General features: G+C 63.3%; 15 protein-coding genes. 7 read left to right on the top strand and 8 right to left on the bottom strand.

Features of this window, described 5'->3' with window-relative positions; translation table 11 throughout:
• Positions 1-36: 36 nt before the first annotated feature.
• Together D0Y60_RS03340 and greA are read right to left on the bottom strand one after the other, a co-directional pair.
• On the bottom strand, positions 37-1,113 hold the full coding sequence (locus D0Y60_RS03340; RefSeq protein ID WP_117366700.1) for a glycosyltransferase family 4 protein: 1,077 nt from the start codon (positions 1,111-1,113) through the stop codon (positions 37-39).
• Between the two features lie 10 nt (positions 1,114-1,123).
• On the bottom strand, positions 1,124-1,600 hold the full coding sequence (gene greA, locus D0Y60_RS03335) for a transcription elongation factor GreA (RefSeq protein WP_117366699.1): 477 nt from the start codon (positions 1,598-1,600) through the stop codon (positions 1,124-1,126).
• 227 nt (positions 1,601-1,827) lie between these two features.
• Between greA and D0Y60_RS03330 the strand changes: the two genes are divergently transcribed.
• The 3 genes from D0Y60_RS03330 (at position 1,828) to D0Y60_RS03320 (ending at position 3,815) form a co-directional block, all read left to right on the top strand.
• On the top strand, positions 1,828-2,091 hold the full coding sequence (locus D0Y60_RS03330; protein WP_117366698.1) for a hypothetical protein: 264 nt from the start codon (positions 1,828-1,830) through the stop codon (positions 2,089-2,091).
• 430 nt (positions 2,092-2,521) lie between these two features.
• The gene (locus tag D0Y60_RS03325) at positions 2,522-2,839 is read left to right on the top strand and encodes a hypothetical protein (RefSeq protein ID WP_117367078.1); all 318 of its coding nucleotides are present in this window, start codon (positions 2,522-2,524) and stop codon (positions 2,837-2,839) included.
• 10 nt (positions 2,840-2,849) lie between these two features.
• A complete protein-coding gene (locus tag D0Y60_RS03320) occupies positions 2,850-3,815 on the top strand; it encodes an SDR family oxidoreductase (protein WP_117366697.1) in 966 nt (321 codons plus the stop codon).
• A gap of 64 nt (positions 3,816-3,879) precedes the next feature.
• Here the strand turns inward: D0Y60_RS03320 and carB are convergent, their stop codons facing one another.
• On the bottom strand, positions 3,880-7,362 hold the full coding sequence (carB, locus tag D0Y60_RS03315; protein ID WP_117366696.1) for a carbamoyl-phosphate synthase large subunit: 3,483 nt from the start codon (positions 7,360-7,362) through the stop codon (positions 3,880-3,882).
• Positions 7,363-7,634: 272 nt separating this feature from the next.
• Here carB and D0Y60_RS03310 point away from each other — a divergent pair, with 272 nt between their 5' ends.
• Positions 7,635-8,816: an FAD-dependent oxidoreductase gene (locus D0Y60_RS03310; protein ID WP_117366695.1), complete on the top strand. Its 1,182-nt coding sequence runs from the start codon at positions 7,635-7,637 to the stop codon at positions 8,814-8,816.
• A 1-nt stretch (position 8,817) separates the two neighbouring features.
• Here D0Y60_RS03310 and blaOXA read toward each other — a convergent pair whose 3' ends face one another.
• Positions 8,818-9,624, bottom strand: coding sequence for a class D beta-lactamase (gene blaOXA, locus D0Y60_RS03305; RefSeq protein WP_117366694.1), 807 nt, complete (start codon positions 9,622-9,624; stop codon positions 8,818-8,820).
• 109 nt (positions 9,625-9,733) lie between these two features.
• Between blaOXA and D0Y60_RS03300 the strand changes: the two genes are divergently transcribed.
• Complete coding sequence (locus tag D0Y60_RS03300) at positions 9,734-10,621, top strand: LysR family transcriptional regulator (protein WP_117366693.1); 888 nt, start codon at positions 9,734-9,736, stop codon at positions 10,619-10,621.
• A 3-nt stretch (positions 10,622-10,624) separates the two neighbouring features.
• On the opposite strand, the gene D0Y60_RS03295 is transcribed toward D0Y60_RS03300, so the two are convergent.
• The 3 genes from D0Y60_RS03295 to D0Y60_RS03285 form a co-directional block, all read right to left on the bottom strand.
• A complete protein-coding gene (locus D0Y60_RS03295; RefSeq protein WP_117366692.1) occupies positions 10,625-11,653 on the bottom strand; it encodes a zinc-dependent alcohol dehydrogenase family protein in 1,029 nt (342 codons plus the stop codon).
• 68 nt (positions 11,654-11,721) lie between these two features.
• Positions 11,722-12,381: a dihydrofolate reductase family protein gene (locus tag D0Y60_RS03290; RefSeq protein WP_117366691.1), complete on the bottom strand. Its 660-nt coding sequence runs from the start codon at positions 12,379-12,381 to the stop codon at positions 11,722-11,724.
• Positions 12,382-12,464: 83 nt separating this feature from the next.
• On the bottom strand, positions 12,465-13,265 hold the full coding sequence (locus D0Y60_RS03285; RefSeq protein ID WP_117367076.1) for a LytTR family DNA-binding domain-containing protein: 801 nt from the start codon (positions 13,263-13,265) through the stop codon (positions 12,465-12,467).
• Positions 13,266-13,370: 105 nt separating this feature from the next.
• Between D0Y60_RS03285 and D0Y60_RS03280 the strand changes: the two genes are divergently transcribed.
• Both D0Y60_RS03280 and D0Y60_RS03275 read left to right on the top strand, forming a co-directional pair.
• A complete protein-coding gene (locus D0Y60_RS03280; protein ID WP_117366690.1) occupies positions 13,371-13,892 on the top strand; it encodes a DUF2306 domain-containing protein in 522 nt (173 codons plus the stop codon).
• Positions 13,893-14,001: 109 nt separating this feature from the next.
• A complete protein-coding gene (locus D0Y60_RS03275; protein WP_117366689.1) occupies positions 14,002-14,943 on the top strand; it encodes a neutral zinc metallopeptidase in 942 nt (313 codons plus the stop codon).
• On the opposite strand, the gene D0Y60_RS03270 is transcribed toward D0Y60_RS03275, so the two are convergent.
• Complete coding sequence (locus D0Y60_RS03270; RefSeq protein WP_117366688.1) at positions 14,927-15,487, bottom strand: phosphoethanolamine transferase domain-containing protein; 561 nt, start codon at positions 15,485-15,487, stop codon at positions 14,927-14,929. The two genes, D0Y60_RS03275 and D0Y60_RS03270, sit on opposite strands and share 17 nt — an antisense overlap.
• Between the last annotated feature and the right edge of the window lie 228 nt (positions 15,488-15,715).

Genomic DNA, 15,715 nt, shown 5'->3' with positions numbered 1-15,715 from the left:
ATATCCTTTGGACTTTGCCGGACGCTCTATCAGGCGTTACGCTCGGCCGCCATCCAATGCGGACATATAGACGCGGTTCACGCCTGCGGCTTCATTTTCTATGGCAAAACGGGTCGCAACGTGAAGCCGGCCGCGCGCTCCGGCCGCCTCCCGCCGACTGTCGTCATCAAGAAAGGTGCGGGCTGCCTGGGTCATGGCGGAAAGATCGGCTGCCTTGACGATGAGGCCTGTCTCCTGTTCCCCGGTGACGATCAGCTCCGGGAAGGCGCCGACGTCGGAGGCGACGACCGGAACGGCGCTCGCCATGGCCTCGAGCGGCGTGAGGCCGAAGCCTTCCCACCGTTGAGGAGCGATGAACAGGTCAAGTGCTCGATACCATCGGTTTATATCGGTATGCTCCCCGACGAAGAGGATGCGCCCGGAAAGCCCTGCGGCTTCGACCCTTCTTCTGAGGTCCGCGTCGAAGGCGGCATGCTGTGCGGTCGTCCGCCCGGCGACGATGGCCGACCAATCCGGCCGGGATGGGAGAAGGTCGATCATCGCATCGACAAACAGGTCGGTGCCCTTCTGATGGCGAACGCGGCCGAAGCAGCCGACAATCTTCTGGCCGGGATCGAGGTTGCACGCCGCCTTGGCGGCAGCTCTGTTTTCAGGTGGCGAGAACCTGTTGATGTCGATGCCGTGCATCACGACGGTGTTCGGTACGCTGAGATATGAGGATGTCCTGCGGCTTGTCGCGATGACGCCATTCATCCTGGCGACGAGAAATCTCGTCCAGCGGCTGTGCCGACGCTGCGAGGCGGAGGTGAAGACGAGCTTCAGTTTCATACGCAGCACGTCGCGCAAGACAATGCCGGGCAGCATTTCGATGTTGCGGCGGGCGTGCCAGATGCGGGCCGACCGCCCGCTCGGAGCCTGCCAGAGGCAGAGGAGGTCGCGCCACCGCATTGCCGGCAATGCCTCTGGCAATCCCGGCCCGAGCGTCACGACCTTCTGTCCAAGCGCGTTCTGCACCGGGACGAGCTGGATGATCGTAGAGGTGACGCCCGACAGGCGGCGTTTGAAATTCGGTGCGATGACGTTGACGTCCCGCATGTCCTCTACAAACGGCATGAGGCGGCTGTTATCCCCAGGTGACGGCGAGAATCTCGTAGGCCTTGGAGCCGCCGGGCGCGTTCACTTCAATCGAATCGCCGACTTCCTTGCCGATAAGGGCGCGGGCGATGGGCGAGGAGATGGAGATGCGGCCCTGCTTCACGTCGGCTTCCTGGTCGCCAACGATCTGGTAGACCTTCTCTTCCTCGGTGTCCTCGTCGACGAGCTTCACCTTGGCGCCAAACTTGATCTTCGAGCCGGACATTTTCGAGAGGTCAATGACCTCAGCGCGCGCGACATAGTCTTCCAGCTCCGTAATGCGGCCTTCATTGTGGCTCTGGGCTTCCTTGGCTGCATGGTACTCGGCATTTTCCGAAAGGTCGCCATGGGCACGCGCTTCGGCGATCGCCTCGATGATTCGCGGACGCTCTTCCTGCTGACGCCAGCGCAGTTCTTCCTGCAGCTTGACGAAACCGCCGTGAGTCATCGGTACCTTTTCAACCATTTTATCCCGTCCTTCAGACCGCGCCGCGCAAGCTTTCGCCTGCGTGAACGCAAAAGAAAACGGTCTCCGGAGAGGAATCCCCGGAACCGTCGAAAGCGTTTGAACGATGCTTATAGCAGATTGCGGCCGCCAAAAGCCAGTTTTTTTGCCGCAGGCAGCCTCGTGCCCACAGGTGCCGGAACAATCCACGGGTGCTGCCGTTAGCAAAACATCGCGGGAGGTGCGGCATGACCATTGGCAATTCCATCCATCTCGAGGGCAGGATCAACGCCCATCGGCGCCTGCTGGTCGAACTCGTGTGCACCGTCGCAGCAATACCCGACGCGCGCGCAGCGCTCGTCGCCATGGCGCGGGACAATGAAACGGTCAGGGACCACGAGGAGGATCCGGGCATCGAGCCCGACGCCGCCTTCGCCGTCCAGCAGATCGCAGACAACGAGCTGCGCGGCATCCTGAAGGCGGCAATGGCTCGCCTCGAAACCAAACTGTGAGGAACAGATCATGGGTGTGATGAACAAGATTTCCGGCTACTTCAAACAGTTTGCCGGCGAGGTGTCCGGCGACCAGGCGATGCATGACGCGGGGCGCCGCGAGGTCGGCTATGAGGAGAAAGACGAGCAGGTGGTGCCCGTCGAGCCGCGCACGGTACCGGGCGCCGAAAGGGTCGTTTCCGCTCAGACGGGGCGTACGGAGATCATCGAGGCTGCTGCCGTGCCGCAATTTGCCGTATCGCAGGCCGCACGCAGCAATGACGGTATCGCCAGCGCCAAGCCGCGCACCATTACCGGCAGCGACGATGCCGCGCTTCACCCACAGGGCACGGAGACGGCACGCGCCAGCGACTGGTCGGTCGGTTTCGATGAAAACGCGCCGGGGCAGGATGCGCCGACGCCTGTTGTCGACTATTCGGATCCCGAACAGCTGAAGCTCTACCGCCTCATTCCGATCGCCGCTGCCAACGACCCGAACTGGGATCTTGCGCCCAACCAGGGCGAGGTCGTGGTGCGGGCGCGCTCCAGTGGGGATGCGCGCGTCGTTGCGGCTGAAGCGGAGCTGGATTTCATGGAGATCGACGCGCTGCCCGGCGACGGCAATTCTACCACCTCGTCGAGCGCCTTCCGCAGCGAGAAACTTTACACCGTCGTCGATGAGCCGGCCGGCACCTATCCGCTTGAAGGCCCGCGCGGCGTGGTCGACGGCACAGTTCGCGTCGACAATATCCGCCCTACCGAACTCTGAGGAGGCTCTCATGAACCGCAGCCAATCCGCCCGCACGGCCGCAAAGCAGCGCGATATCCAGGACGAGGTGGCCCAAGCCGACGAAAAGGCTGGCAGCGACGAGCCTGAGGCCATGCAGGCCGGCGCGCGGCTTTATCCCATGCCACCCTTTCCCAAGCAGCATCAAGCCAAGCCCGGCATTGAGGCGAAGATTGATCCGCCGCCCATGTATGACGCGCCGTTCTACAAGGGTTCGGAGAAGCTGAAGGGCAAGGTGGCGCTGATCACCGGCGGCGATTCCGGTATCGGGCGCGCCGTTGCAGTGCTTTTTGCCCGTGAGGGTGCGGATGTCGCCATCGCCCATCTTGCCGAAGGTGAGGATGCGAAGGAGACGATCGCCGCCGTCGAGGCGGAGGGCAGGCGCTGCATCGCCTTCGCGGGGGATGTCAAAGACAAGGCTTTCTGCGCGCAAACGGTCAAATGCGTGGTCAAGGATCTCGGCAGGCTCGACGTCCTCGTCAACAATGCCGCCTTCCAGGTGCATACGAAGGATATTCTCGATCTCTCCGAGGAGCATTTCGACGAAACGTTGAAGACGAATCTTTACGGCTATTTCTTCATGGCGCAGGCTGCTGTTGCGCATATGAAACCGGGCTCGGCGATCATCAACACCGGCTCGGTCACCGGCCTTGAAGGGTCGAAGGACCTACTCGATTATTCGATGACGAAGGGAGGTATCCACGCCTTCACGCGGTCGCTGGCCGGCCAGCTCGTGCCGCGCGGCATCCGTGTCAATGCGGTGGCACCGGGACCGGTCTGGACCCCGCTCAACCCTTCCGACAAGGAGGCTGAGGATGTCGCCAAGTTCGGCGCCAATACGCCGATGAAACGGCCTGCCCAGCCGGAGGAACTCGCGCCGGCCTATGTCTTCCTCGCCTCGCCACAGTGCTCCAGCTATATCACCGGCGAGGTGCTGCCGATCATCGGTGGCTATTGACCTAACGTGAAGAAAGCCGAGCGACAGGGTCGCCCGGCTTTCTTCATATTTCAGTTGGCTCGTCTCAGAAATAGCTCTGCAACGGCCGCACTTCGAGTTGGCCCTGCTTGAGCGCCTTGATCGCCTGGGCGGCGGCAAGCGCGCCGGCCATGGTCGTATAATAGGGTACCTTCTGCATCAAAGCGGCGCGGCGCAGCGATTTCGAGTCCGAGATCGCCTTGTTGCCGTCGGTCGTGTTGATGACCAGCTGGACCTGGCGGTTTCGGATGGCGTCCTCAATATGCGGGCGGCCTTCTTGCACCTTGTTGACCTTGATCGCCTCGATGCCGTTTTCGGCGAGGAAGCGGGCAGTGCCGGAGGTCGCCATGACCTTGAAGCCGATTTCGGTGAGCAGGCGCACGGCCGTCAGCACACGATCCTTGTCGCCGTCGCGCACCGATACGAAGACCGTACCTTCACGCGGCAGGTCTACCCCGGCGCCGAGCTGCGACTTGGCGAAGGCGAGTGCGAAATCGGTATCGAGGCCGATGACCTCGCCGGTCGAGCGCATTTCAGGGCCGAGCAACGTATCGACGCCGGGGAAGCGGGCGAACGGGAACACGGCTTCCTTGACGGCGATGTGCTTGAGGTTGCGCGGATCGGGCTTCTTGCCATAGGCGGCAATCGCCGCATCGAGGCCTTCACCGGCCATGACGCGGGCGGCGATCTTTGCGATCGGCGCGCCGATGGTCTTTGCGACGAAGGGCACCGTGCGCGAGGCGCGCGGGTTGACTTCCAGCACGTAGATCGTGCCGTCCTTGATGGCGTATTGAACGTTCATCAGGCCGCCGACGTTCAGCGCCTTTGCAAGGGCTTTCGTCTGGCGCTCCAGTTCATCGACGATCTCGGTGGAGAGCGTGTGGACTGGCAGCGAGCAGGCCGAGTCGCCCGAGTGAATGCCGGCTTCCTCGATATGCTCCATGATGCCGGAGACGAAAACGTCCTTGCCGTCGCACAGCGCGTCGACGTCGACTTCAACGGCGTTCGACAGATAGCTGTCGAAGAGCAGCGGGTTCTTGCCGAGCAGGGTGTTGATCTGGCCGGTCTTGTCGTTCGGGTAGCGCTGCTTGATATCCTCGGGCACGAGTTCCGGCACGGTGTCGAGCAGATAGGTCTGCAGCTGGCCTTCCGAATGGATGATCTGCATGGCGCGGCCGCCGAGCACGTAGGACGGGCGCACGACAAGCGGGAAGCCGATCTCGCCGGCGACCAGGCGGGCCTGCTCAACCGAATAGGCGATGCCGTTGTTCGGCTGGGCGAGGTCCAGCTTCTGCAGGAGCTTCTGGAAGCGGTCGCGGTCTTCGGCGAGGTCGATCATGTCGGGTGCGGTGCCGAGGATCGGGATGCCGTTCTTTTCCAGCGCTTCGGCGAGCTTCAGCGGCGTCTGGCCGCCGAACTGCACGATGACGCCGACGAGTTCGCCATTGGTCTGCTCGGCCTTCAGGATCTCGATTACGTCTTCGGCCGTCAGCGGCTCGAAGTAGAGACGATCGGACGTGTCGTAGTCGGTCGAGACGGTTTCCGGGTTGCAGTTGACCATGATCGCTTCATAGCCGGCGTCCTTCAGCGCGAATGCGGCGTGGCAGCAGCAATAGTCGAACTCGATACCCTGGCCGATGCGGTTCGGGCCGCCGCCGAGAATGACGACCTTCTTGCGATCCGAAATGCCGGCTTCCGAGCGCGTTGCGCCGGCAAACGGCGTCTCGTAGGTCGAATACATATAGGCGGTCGGCGAGGCGAATTCGGCCGCACAAGTGTCGATGCGCTTGAAGACCGGGCGCACGTCGAGGCCGTTGCGGAGTTCCGCGACTTCCTTCGGGCGCTTGCCGGAGAGCGTGGCGAGACGGGCGTCGGAGAAGCCCATGGCCTTCAGCATGCGCAGGTTCTCGGCGTCGGCGGGCAGCCCGTGCTCGCGGATGCGCGCTTCCATGTCGACGATGGCCTTGAACTGCTCGAGGAACCACGGGTCGATCTTGGAGCCTTCGTGCACTTCTTCGAGCGACAGGCCGAGGCGCAGCGCCTGGGCGACCATGCGCAGGCGGTCCGGCGTCGGGGTGGAGATCGCGGCGCGGATGGCGTTCTTGTCGTTGCCGTCGCCGAGGCCGGGGATCTCGATCTCGTCCAAACCGGTCAGGCCGGTTTCGAGACCGCGCAGCGCCTTCTGAAGGGATTCGGCGAAGGTACGGCCGATGGCCATGACCTCACCGACCGACTTCATGGCGGTGGTCAGAGTGGGCTCGGCGCCGGGGAATTTTTCGAAGGCGAAGCGCGGGATCTTCGTGACGACGTAGTCGATGGACGGCTCGAAGGAGGCCGGGGTCGCGCCGCCGGTGATGTCGTTCTCCAGCTCGTCGAGCGTGTAGCCGATGGCAAGCTTGGCCGCGATCTTCGCGATCGGGAAGCCGGTGGCCTTCGACGCCAGAGCCGACGAGCGCGAAACGCGCGGGTTCATTTCGATGACGACGAGGCGGCCGTTCTTCGGATTGACGGCGAACTGCACGTTCGAGCCGCCGGTTTCAACGCCGATCTCGCGCAGCACCGCGATCGAGGCGTTGCGCATGATCTGGTATTCCTTGTCCGTCAGGGTCAAGGCCGGGGCGACGGTGATGGAGTCACCGGTGTGCACGCCCATCGGGTCGATGTTCTCGATGGAGCAGATGATGATGCAGTTGTCCGCCTTGTCGCGGACGACCTCCATCTCATATTCCTTCCAGCCGAGAACCGACTCTTCGATGAGCACTTCGGTCGTGGGGGAGGCATCGAGACCGGAATTGACGATCTCGAAGAATTCCGAGCGGTTGTAGGCGATGCCGCCGCCGGTGCCGCCGAGCGTGAAGGACGGACGAATGATGGCCGGCAGGCCGATGACGTCGAGTGCCTGAGCGCCGATTGCCATGGCGTGGCTCATGTAGCGCTGCTTGCGGTCAGTCTCGCCTAGGTTCCACTGGTTTTCCAGCTCGTCCAGCGCCTTGTCGAGCTCATCGCCCGAAAGTTCAGCCTTCAGCTTGTCGCGCTGGGCCTCGTGAACCTTGCGGTCCTTGTCCTTGATCTCTGTGGCGTTGGCGAGCAGCGACTTCGGCGTTTCCAGGCCGATGCGGGCCATCGCCTCACGGAAGAGGGCGCGGTCTTCCGCCATGTCGATGGCGGCGGGCTTGGCGCCGATCATCTCGACATTGTAGCGGTCGAGCACGCCCATGCGCTTCAGCGAAAGTGCCGTGTTGAGCGCCGTCTGGCCGCCCATGGTCGGCAGAAGCGCGTCCGGGCGTTCCTTGGCGATGATCTTGGCGACGACTTCCGGCGTGATCGGCTCGACGTAGGTGGCGTCGGCAAGGCCCGGATCGGTCATGATCGTCGCGGGGTTGGAGTTGACGAGGATGACGCGGTAGCCTTCCTCCTTCAGCGCCTTGCAGGCCTGGGTGCCGGAATAGTCGAACTCGCAGGCCTGGCCGATGACGATCGGCCCCGCGCCGATGATGAGGATCGATTTCAAATCTTGGCGCTTGGGCATCTCTCTATCCAATCTTCCGCGTGCGCGAAAAACCGGCATGGCGATGGGTTCACCGGGCCGGGCGCGCAAAAATGGTCTTTCAAGGCTAGAAGCGGCTTATAGGCAAATGACGGGGGGAGCGGAACCCCGAAAATCACGCAATCGACAGGAAAAGTGCAGGGGCTGTTCTCCTGCCGCATGCCGGCTATATAACAGGCGGCCCTTTGGCCCGGGTCGCAAGGGTCGTTGAACCATGTAGGGACTAAGACGCATATCGATTCGGGGAGGGAAGCATGCTGCCGCAGGAAATCGATGTGCTGATCGTTGGGGCGGGGCCGACGGGCCTTGCGCTCGCCGTCACGCTGCAACAGGCCGGCATCCGCCCCGTCATCATCGAGCGGCTTGCCGCCGGCCAGAACACCTCGCGTGCTGCCGTCATTCATGCGCACACGCTTGAAGTGCTGGAGCGCATCGGTGTCACCGACGAACTGGAGCGTCGAGGCCTGCCGCTCACGCGCTTTGCGCTGCGCGATCATGACAAGGCGGTGCTCGAACTCGATTTCTCCATGCTGCCCTCGCGCTATGCGGAAGTGCTGATGATTCCGCAGGACGAGACGGAGGCGATCTTGACCGAGCGGCTCGCGGCGCTCGGCGGCAGCGTCGCCCGCGGTGTGACGGCGGCGAAGGTGGAAACGGATGCGGGCGGCGCGACCGTTCACCTTGCGACGGGAGAAGGCGAGCAGGTGATCCGTGCCCGCTACCTCATCGGCGGTGACGGCATGCACAGCGTGGTGCGCGAGGCGGCCGGCATCGCATTCGATGGCGAAGCTTATGCGGGCTCCTTCGTGCTGGCCGATGTCCACATGGACTGGTGCTATAGTGACGAGGTGACCTTGCTCTTTTCGCCGGAAGGCATGGGTGTCGTCGCGCCGCTGCCCGGCGGCCACTTTCGCATCGTGGCGCCGGTAGAGGAGGCACCGCCCGAACCGGATGCCGCCTTCGTGCAGGCGTTGCTGGATGCGCGCGGACCGCGCACGGTGCCAGGCCGTGTGCGGGATGTGATCTGGAGCTCGCGCTTCCGCGTGCACCACCGCGTTGCCTCGCGCTATCGCTCCGGCCCTGTTTTCGTCATGGGCGATGCCGCGCATGTGCACAGCCCGGCCGGCGGGCAGGGTATGAACACCGGGATCGTCGATGCCGTGGTGCTGGGGCAGCTGCTGGCTGATGTCCTGAACGGCAAGGCGTCGGAGGCGACGCTCGACCTCTATGAGGAAAAGCGCCGCCCCGCCGCAGTGGAGGTGCTGGCGCTTGCCGATCGCCTGACGCGGATGGCGATGGTGCGCAGCGTCTTCGGTCGCATACTGCGCAATCTTGCCCTGCGGATCATCGGCGCGTCTCCGGTCTTCCGGCGAAAGCTCGCGCTCAACGTCTCCGGCCTCGCCCGCAAGGGGCTGGGCATGGTGCCGCCGCGCTAGATCACTCCACGGCGAGAATGCCTGGAAGTTCCGCGAGAATGCTGTCACGTGCCCTCAGGCTCGTACGCGGTTCCTGCTTCTTTTCGTCCTGGACCAGCCGTGCAAAAACCACGGTCTGCTCGCCGCGGCTGGCCCAACCGACATACCAGCCCCAGGGCGTGTTGTAGTTGAAGCTGCCGTCGGCCTGGCGTGGATAGGCCATGCCCGTCTTGCCCTGCGCGTGCCATCCGTCGCCGATTTCCCGGCCCTCGACGATCTTCATCGCCGCATCCATTGCGTCGGAAGAGACGGGCAGGTCGTGGTTCACCAGCTTCCTGAGGAATGCGATCTGCTCGCGTGGCGAGATTTTCAGGGAAGAGGCGATCCACGAGCGTTCCAGCGCATTGTTCTTGCCGGGGTCGCCGGTCACGTCGCCATTGCCGTAATCAAAGGCCTCGGCATAGTCGCGCAGCTTATCATAACCGAGAAATTCGGTGATGCGTTGCGAGTACCAGACAACGGAAAGCTCCATCCAGCGCTTCGGCGACGTCGGCTGGCGCCAGGCTTCACCGCCCCAATCCGGGTACCCCTTCAGGAAGGGCAGGACCGGCTCTTCGGCATTTTCCAGAAAACCGGAATCGTACCCCATCACCGCCAGTGGCACTTTGAACGTGGAGGCGGGGGTGACGCGGCTCTTGCAGTCACCCTTCTCCATGATGACTTCATTGCTGCCGGCATCGGCAACGATCGTACAAATAGTGCGGGCTTCAGCCGGCGCCGCGAAGATTGCAGCCAGCAGGGCGCCGGCGGCGAAAAGACGTGTGTCCATCCCGTTTCCTCTGATTTCCAAGGGTTTGTGCCATCTTCATAGCAACCGCTTGATCGGCTGACAAAAGATCAATACTGGTCTTAGCCATTAGGAAATCTAGGGCATTGCCATGGTCCGACCATATCTTCCGCTGAACGCTTTTCGCGCCTTCGAGGCTTCTGCCAGGCACTTGAGCTTCACCCGCGCGGCTATCGAGTTGAATGTCACGCAGGCCGCCGTCAGCCATCAGGTGAAGAGCCTCGAGGACCAACTCAGCGTCGTGCTGTTCAAGCGCCTGCCGCGCGGGCTGATGATCACCGCGGAGGGCGAGAGCCTGCTGCCGGTGCTGCGCGACAGCTTCGACCGCATGGCCGATATGGTGGAGCGCTTTCGCGGCGGCCATGTGCGGGAAATCCTGACGATTGGTGCGGTGGGCACCTTTGCGGTCGGCTGGCTCCTGCCGCGGCTTGCAAGTTTTCGCGAGCGCCATCCCTTCGTCGAGGTCAGGCTTTCCACCAACAACAACCGCGTCGATCTCGCCGCCGAAGGGCTCGACTTTGCCGTGCGTTTCGGTGCCGGCGCGTGGCACGGGACGGATGCCGTCAGGCTCTTCGATGCGCCGCTTTCGGTTTTGGCGATCCCCACGATCGCGCGCGATCTGAAGGCGCCCGAAGACCTGCTCGGCTTGACGCTGCTGCGCTCCTACCGTCGCGACGAGTGGACCCGCTGGTTCGAGGCCGCCGGCCTGCCGCGCACACCGCCACCGCAGAATGCCATCGTCTTCGATACCTCGCTCGCTATGATCGAGGCGGTGCTGCAGGGGCTCGGCGTCGGGCTTGCGCCGCCGCTGATGTTTTCACGGTTGCTGTCCTCCGGCGCCGTCGTGCAGCCGTTCAAGACGAGCGTCGCGCTCGGCAGCTATTGGCTGACATGCCTGCAATCGCGCAGCGTCACGCCGGCCATGGCGGCCTTTTCGGCATGGCTTAGGGAAACGGTGGCGGAGGAGGGGCTGACCTGATGCCTACGCGAGACCGGGCATGACAAGCACTTTCACCTCCCCGGGGCGCGGCGGGTTTGCCACAGCATCCGGCAGGTCGTTTATGCCGATGCGGCGCGAGATCAGCCGGTCGACCTTGATCGTGCCCGAGGCAATCAGCGCCGCAGCACGACCATGCACATGCGGGTTGAGGAAGGAGGTGAGGATTTTCACCTCACGGAACAGCAGGTCGAAGGGTTCGATCTCGATCCTCTCGCCTTGCGGCATAACGCCGAGAATGACCACAGTGCCACCGTTGCGGGCGAGTTTCGGCGCTTGCATCATAGTTTCGGGCACACCCGCGCATTCGACGACGACGTCGGCACCACCGGGAACGAGGCCGGATTGGCCGGCAATGCTCTTGATCGCATCCCCTGCACCGGGATCGAAGGAATGGGTGGCGCCGATCTCCTCAGCCAGCTTTCGGCGCACCGCCTGACGCGTGACGAGCACGACGGCGGTCGCGCCGGCAAGGCGGGCGAGCTGGACCGTGAGCATGCCGATCACCCCGCCGCCAAGCACCACCACGGAGCTGCCGGGCTGAATACCTGCCATGTCGATGCCATGCAGGCAGCAGGCGAGCGGCTCGCAGAAGGCGCCGTGTTCCGGCGGCAGCGAAAGCGGCATTTCATGGGCCTGCCGCTGCGGCACCAGCATATAATCCGCAAAGCCGCCATCGCGGTGAATGCCGATCGCCTGGAGGTTTTCGCAGAGATTGATGCGGCCGCGCCGGCATTGCGCGCAGCGGCCACAAGCGATGTTCGGATCGCCAGTGACTCGCATGCCGGGGCGGAAATCGCGGACGGCATCGCCGATATCCTCGACGATGCCAGAGAATTCGTGGCCGAGAGTCACCGGCGGGCGGCAAGGGAATTCACCGTGGAAGAGGTGACGGTCGGTGCCGCATATGCCGGCCGCCTCGACACGCACGAGAAGATCGTCCGGGCCTGGAACAGGTTTTTCCACCTCGCGCACCACAAAACCGCCGATCGCCTCCAGCCGCGCCGCTTTCATGCCATCCTCCCGATTTCCGTCCGAGAATAGGAGCGGCAACGGCGTTGGCGGTCAAGACCGCCCTGTGTTCAAGTGAGGTTGCGGCGGCGTTCCAATTCGGCCTCGCTCGGCGTGTCGAACTCGAAGGAGCCGGTGGTGACGTTGCCCGCGCGGGCATACTTGCTGATGACGATGCCGTTTTCGCTGGTGCTCGAAGCTACCAGAGTCAGCGCTCGCGGAAACGAGGCGTCACCGAACAGCCGCTTGCCCTTGCCGAGAATGACCGGGAAGGTGAAGACGTTGATTTCGTCGATGAGGTCGTGTTCGAACAGCGTCTTGAGGAAGTCCGTTGAGCCCTGCGTCAGGAGATCCGGCCCGTCCTCGCTCTTCAGCGCCTTCACCGCGGCGATCGTATCCGTCCCTAGCACATGGCTGTTCTGCCATGTCGTTTTGAAGCCTGGATTGCGGGTGGCGACATATTTGTTGATGCGGTCGAAGAGCGGGCCGATCGGGTCGTTCTTGTCGGCATAGGGCCAGTGGGCGGCGAAGATGTCGTAGGTCTTGCGGCCGAGCAGCAGGTCAAAGGGATTTGCAAACATCTCGTCGATGGCAGCGCCCATCTTCTCGTCAAAAAGCGGTGCGACCCAGCCGCCGAACGTGAAGCCGCCGATCGGATCCTCGTCCGGGCCGCCCGGTGCCTGCATGACGCCGTCAAGGCTGACAAAGGCGCCGACAATGATCTTTCTCATGGGGTTCTCCTGGCCGTTTGTTGAGTGGATACCTAGAGACGAACGACGAAAGGTCGATCCGACATCGCCCTTGAAAAAATTCGTCAACCCCAGCGGCTGCGTACCGCCTCGGTGCGACTACGGCTTACCGGAATTTCCCGTCCGTCCTTCATCAGGATGGCCAGCCGGCCGTCGGCGCGCAGCAGCCGGTCGACATGGGCATCAGCGACGAAATGCGAGCGGTGCACCTGCAGGCCGGCCGTCGCCCCCAGCTCCTCAAGCGCATCGGAAAAACGCAGCAGCACCAGTTCCCGCCCGCGGCTGGTCGTCACCTCGGTATAGTGATCGGCGACAGTCATGTGCAGGACCGGGCCGCGGTTCTCCGGCTTCAAACGGCGCAGCAACAGAATCTCGGCGCTCTCTTCCGTGGCCTCGGGGATGGGCATCGGCGCTGGCGAAAGCGCCTCGGCTTGCTTGCTGCTCATCGTCATGAAGGTGAGGCCGCAGAAGAGGGCGGAAAGCACGAGGCCGCTGGCAATGCTTTGCGCGATGGTCGCGACGGTAGGCGTGCCGCCGAAGGTGGCGAGACTGATCGTCTCCGTGGCAAGCCCGACGGGCGCGCCGGCGATAAGCGTGCCGATCGCCATGCGGCCGAGAAGGCTCGGCACGCGGCGGAGGAGAAGCGTGTTGACCAGAACGATGGTGACCACGGCAATGCTCCAGGCGGCGGCGTGCTGGACGAGCCAGAAGCCGAGGCGTGGCGCGCTGGCAAGGCGCTCGGCCGTGCCATAGGGGCCGGTTACCCAAAAGATCAGTACGACCGCGCTGAAGGTCGCCCAGAAGCGCGGGGAGCGCAGGAAGACCTGCAGTTCACGAAGCGCGGATTGCAGGAAGGGGCGTTCCACGAAGTATTCCGTCCATTCGGGCCAAAGCGTTTGAGGCGGGCCGATCATTGGCCGAAGACGGTGGCGAATTCAACCGCTCCTTCCCAACCAACGATCGAGTTTGCCATGACCTTCGAACCGCTCGTCAACGCCCCCTTCGCCGTCCAGTTTCATGTCGCGACGGTGCTGCCGGCCGCCGTGCTCGGTGCGATCCTGCTTGCCCGCCCCAAGGGCACGCCGGCCCATCGGCTGCTCGGAAAAATCTGGCTGGTGCTGATGGTGCTGACGAGCTTTTCGACCTTCTTCATTCACGGCCTCAACGTGGTCGCCGGCTTCAACCCCATTCATTTGCTCTCCATCTACGTCATCCTCGGCAGCGTCCGAGCGATCCAGACGGCGCGCCACGGCAATATCCGCGCCCACCGCGCCCATGTCGCTGGCATGTATTTCGGCGGCATCGTGGTGGCCGGGCTTTTCACGCTCGTTCCGCACCGGGTGATGGGCATGATCCTCTTCGGCGGCGCGTCCGGCCTTGCCAGCGGGCTAGCGGCCGCTGTCGTCAGCATCCTGTTCGTCGCGGCGGGTGCGCTGGCCATCCACGAGGCTGGTTTGGGGCAACGTTTCAATGCGCTCTTCCGGCGCCGTTGAAACGCCGCTTTTCGTTTTGCATGGCGGCGCGGCTGGCCCTATAAGTTTTCGCTGAGGAACGAATTCACGCCGTGGACGTTCGTCGGCAATCAATGCGGGGAAATGCGCCATGGAATGGAAAGGTCGTCGTCAGTCGGACAATATCGAGGACCAGCGCGGACCCGGTCCCGGCCCCTCGATGGGGGGAGGCAACCCATTCGGTCGCGGCAATGGCGGCTTCCGCATCCCGATGGGTGGCGGACGCAGCGCCGGCGGCGGCATGAGCATCGGCACCATCATCTTCCTTGTCGTCATCTACTTCATCTTCAAGGCGATGGGCATCGACCTGTTGCAGGTGATGGATGGCGGCGGCCAGCCGAGCCGCCCTGGTTTCGAGCAGACCGACAATGCCAGCCAACGCTCGTCACCACAGGAAGAGGAAACCAAGGCTTTCATGGCGACGGTTCTCGCCGAGACGGAAGACACCTGGAACGGCATCTTCCAGGCCGCCGGCGAACGTTACGAGGAGCCGAAAATGGTGCTGTTTTCCGGCTCCGTGCAATCGGCCTGCGGCTTTGCCTCGGCGGCCTCCGGCCCATTCTATTGCCCGGGTGATCGCAAGGTCTATCTCGACATGAGCTTCTTCGACGAGCTTGCCAACAAGTTCGACGCGGCGGGCGACTTCGCGCAGGCTTATGTCGTCGCCCATGAAGTCGGCCACCACGTCCAGAACCTCACGGGCGTTCTGCCGCGCTTCAACCAGCAGCGCCAGCGCATGAGCGAGGTTGAGGCCAACCAGATGTCTATTCGCGTCGAGCTTCAGGCCGATTGTTATGCCGGCATCTGGGGCAAATATACCCAGCAGAAGGGTTTGCTTGAGAGCGGCGACCTCGAGGAGGCGCTGAACGCCGCAACGCAGATCGGTGACGACACGCTGCAGAAGCGCATGCAGGGCTATGTCGTTCCCGAAAGCTTCAACCACGGCACGTCAGACCAGCGCCGCCGCTGGTTCAAGCGCGGCTTCGATACCGGGCGGGTCGATTCCTGCGATACGTTCAAGGGCGAACCGTAACGGCTGCGCCGGCGTCTCCGGCGCCGGCAATTTCTTCCCCGGCGATCGCGGCGTAGTCCGCCAGATGGGTCCCCATCACGCAGAGCGCGATGACAATGGCCGGAATGGCGACTGCAAGGTTGCCGCGTATCTGCCAGAAGAACGAGCCGTGCTGGATGTGAATCCACAACAGAAGCGCGGTCGGCACTAGGCCGAAGAGCGCCATATGCGTGGCGAAGCCGCCGATATCGCTGCCCAGAGCTCGGAAGGGGCTGTCCTGATCCAGCAGCCAGACCGCAGCGGCGGTGAGAAGCACCAGCACTACGAGCAGCGGCTTCATCATCATCTTCTTCCACGACACGATCACGCAGGTCCCGATGAAAAGACAAGCGAGCCCCGCTGTCAGGAAAGCCAACGTGCCCGGCCGCCCGCCAAGCTGCGCCAGGGTCTCCGGCCAGAAGTCGCGGATGACGAGAAGAAAGAGATAGAGGCCCGTGACGATGCCGACGGACTGGCTCGGCAAAGCCGGTCCCGCAAAGAGCGATGAGTGGGTCCTGGGCATCATGATAACCTCGCGACGTACCGGCCTCTGCTTTCCAGAAGGGAAAATTGGCCCGGACCATGACTTTCACGCGAACCTGACAGGACGCTGACGATCGGCGCGGCCTCGCATTTGCCGCCGGTCGTCAAGGAAATGCATCGCAAACATCAAAAGATTTGCGATGTTCACGGATTGTTTCGCTGCAAAAACTGAATTAGAAGTCGGCACCTGACATTTTGCCCGTGGCGTGGG

Source organism: Shinella sp. WSJ-2 (assembly GCF_003432075.1).
GTDB lineage: Bacteria > Pseudomonadota > Alphaproteobacteria > Rhizobiales > Rhizobiaceae > Shinella.
Note: the sequence above shows the minus strand (reverse complement) of the source record. Positions and strands in the feature narration are given on the sequence as shown.

Bases quoted from the DNA above. Each gene is read 5' to 3' on its own strand.
- D0Y60_RS03340 (WP_117366700.1), bottom strand. From the start codon at position 1,113: ATGCCGTTTGTAGAGGACATGCGGGACGTCAACGTCATCGCACCGAAT.
- greA (WP_117366699.1), bottom strand. From the start codon at position 1,600: ATGGTTGAAAAGGTACCGATGACTCACGGCGGTTTCGTCAAGCTGCAG.
- D0Y60_RS03330 (WP_117366698.1), top strand. From the start codon at position 1,828: ATGACCATTGGCAATTCCATCCATCTCGAGGGCAGGATCAACGCCCAT.
- D0Y60_RS03320 (WP_117366697.1), top strand. From the start codon at position 2,850: ATGAACCGCAGCCAATCCGCCCGCACGGCCGCAAAGCAGCGCGATATC.
- carB (WP_117366696.1), bottom strand. From the start codon at position 7,362: ATGCCCAAGCGCCAAGATTTGAAATCGATCCTCATCATCGGCGCGGGG.
- D0Y60_RS03310 (WP_117366695.1), top strand. From the start codon at position 7,635: ATGCTGCCGCAGGAAATCGATGTGCTGATCGTTGGGGCGGGGCCGACG.
- blaOXA (WP_117366694.1), bottom strand. From the start codon at position 9,624: ATGGACACACGTCTTTTCGCCGCCGGCGCCCTGCTGGCTGCAATCTTC.
- D0Y60_RS03300 (WP_117366693.1), top strand. From the start codon at position 9,734: ATGGTCCGACCATATCTTCCGCTGAACGCTTTTCGCGCCTTCGAGGCT.
- D0Y60_RS03295 (WP_117366692.1), bottom strand. From the start codon at position 11,653: ATGAAAGCGGCGCGGCTGGAGGCGATCGGCGGTTTTGTGGTGCGCGAG.
- D0Y60_RS03290 (WP_117366691.1), bottom strand. From the start codon at position 12,381: ATGAGAAAGATCATTGTCGGCGCCTTTGTCAGCCTTGACGGCGTCATG.
- D0Y60_RS03280 (WP_117366690.1), top strand. From the start codon at position 13,371: ATGACCTTCGAACCGCTCGTCAACGCCCCCTTCGCCGTCCAGTTTCAT.
- D0Y60_RS03275 (WP_117366689.1), top strand. From the start codon at position 14,002: ATGGAATGGAAAGGTCGTCGTCAGTCGGACAATATCGAGGACCAGCGC.
- D0Y60_RS03270 (WP_117366688.1), bottom strand. From the start codon at position 15,487: ATGATGCCCAGGACCCACTCATCGCTCTTTGCGGGACCGGCTTTGCCG.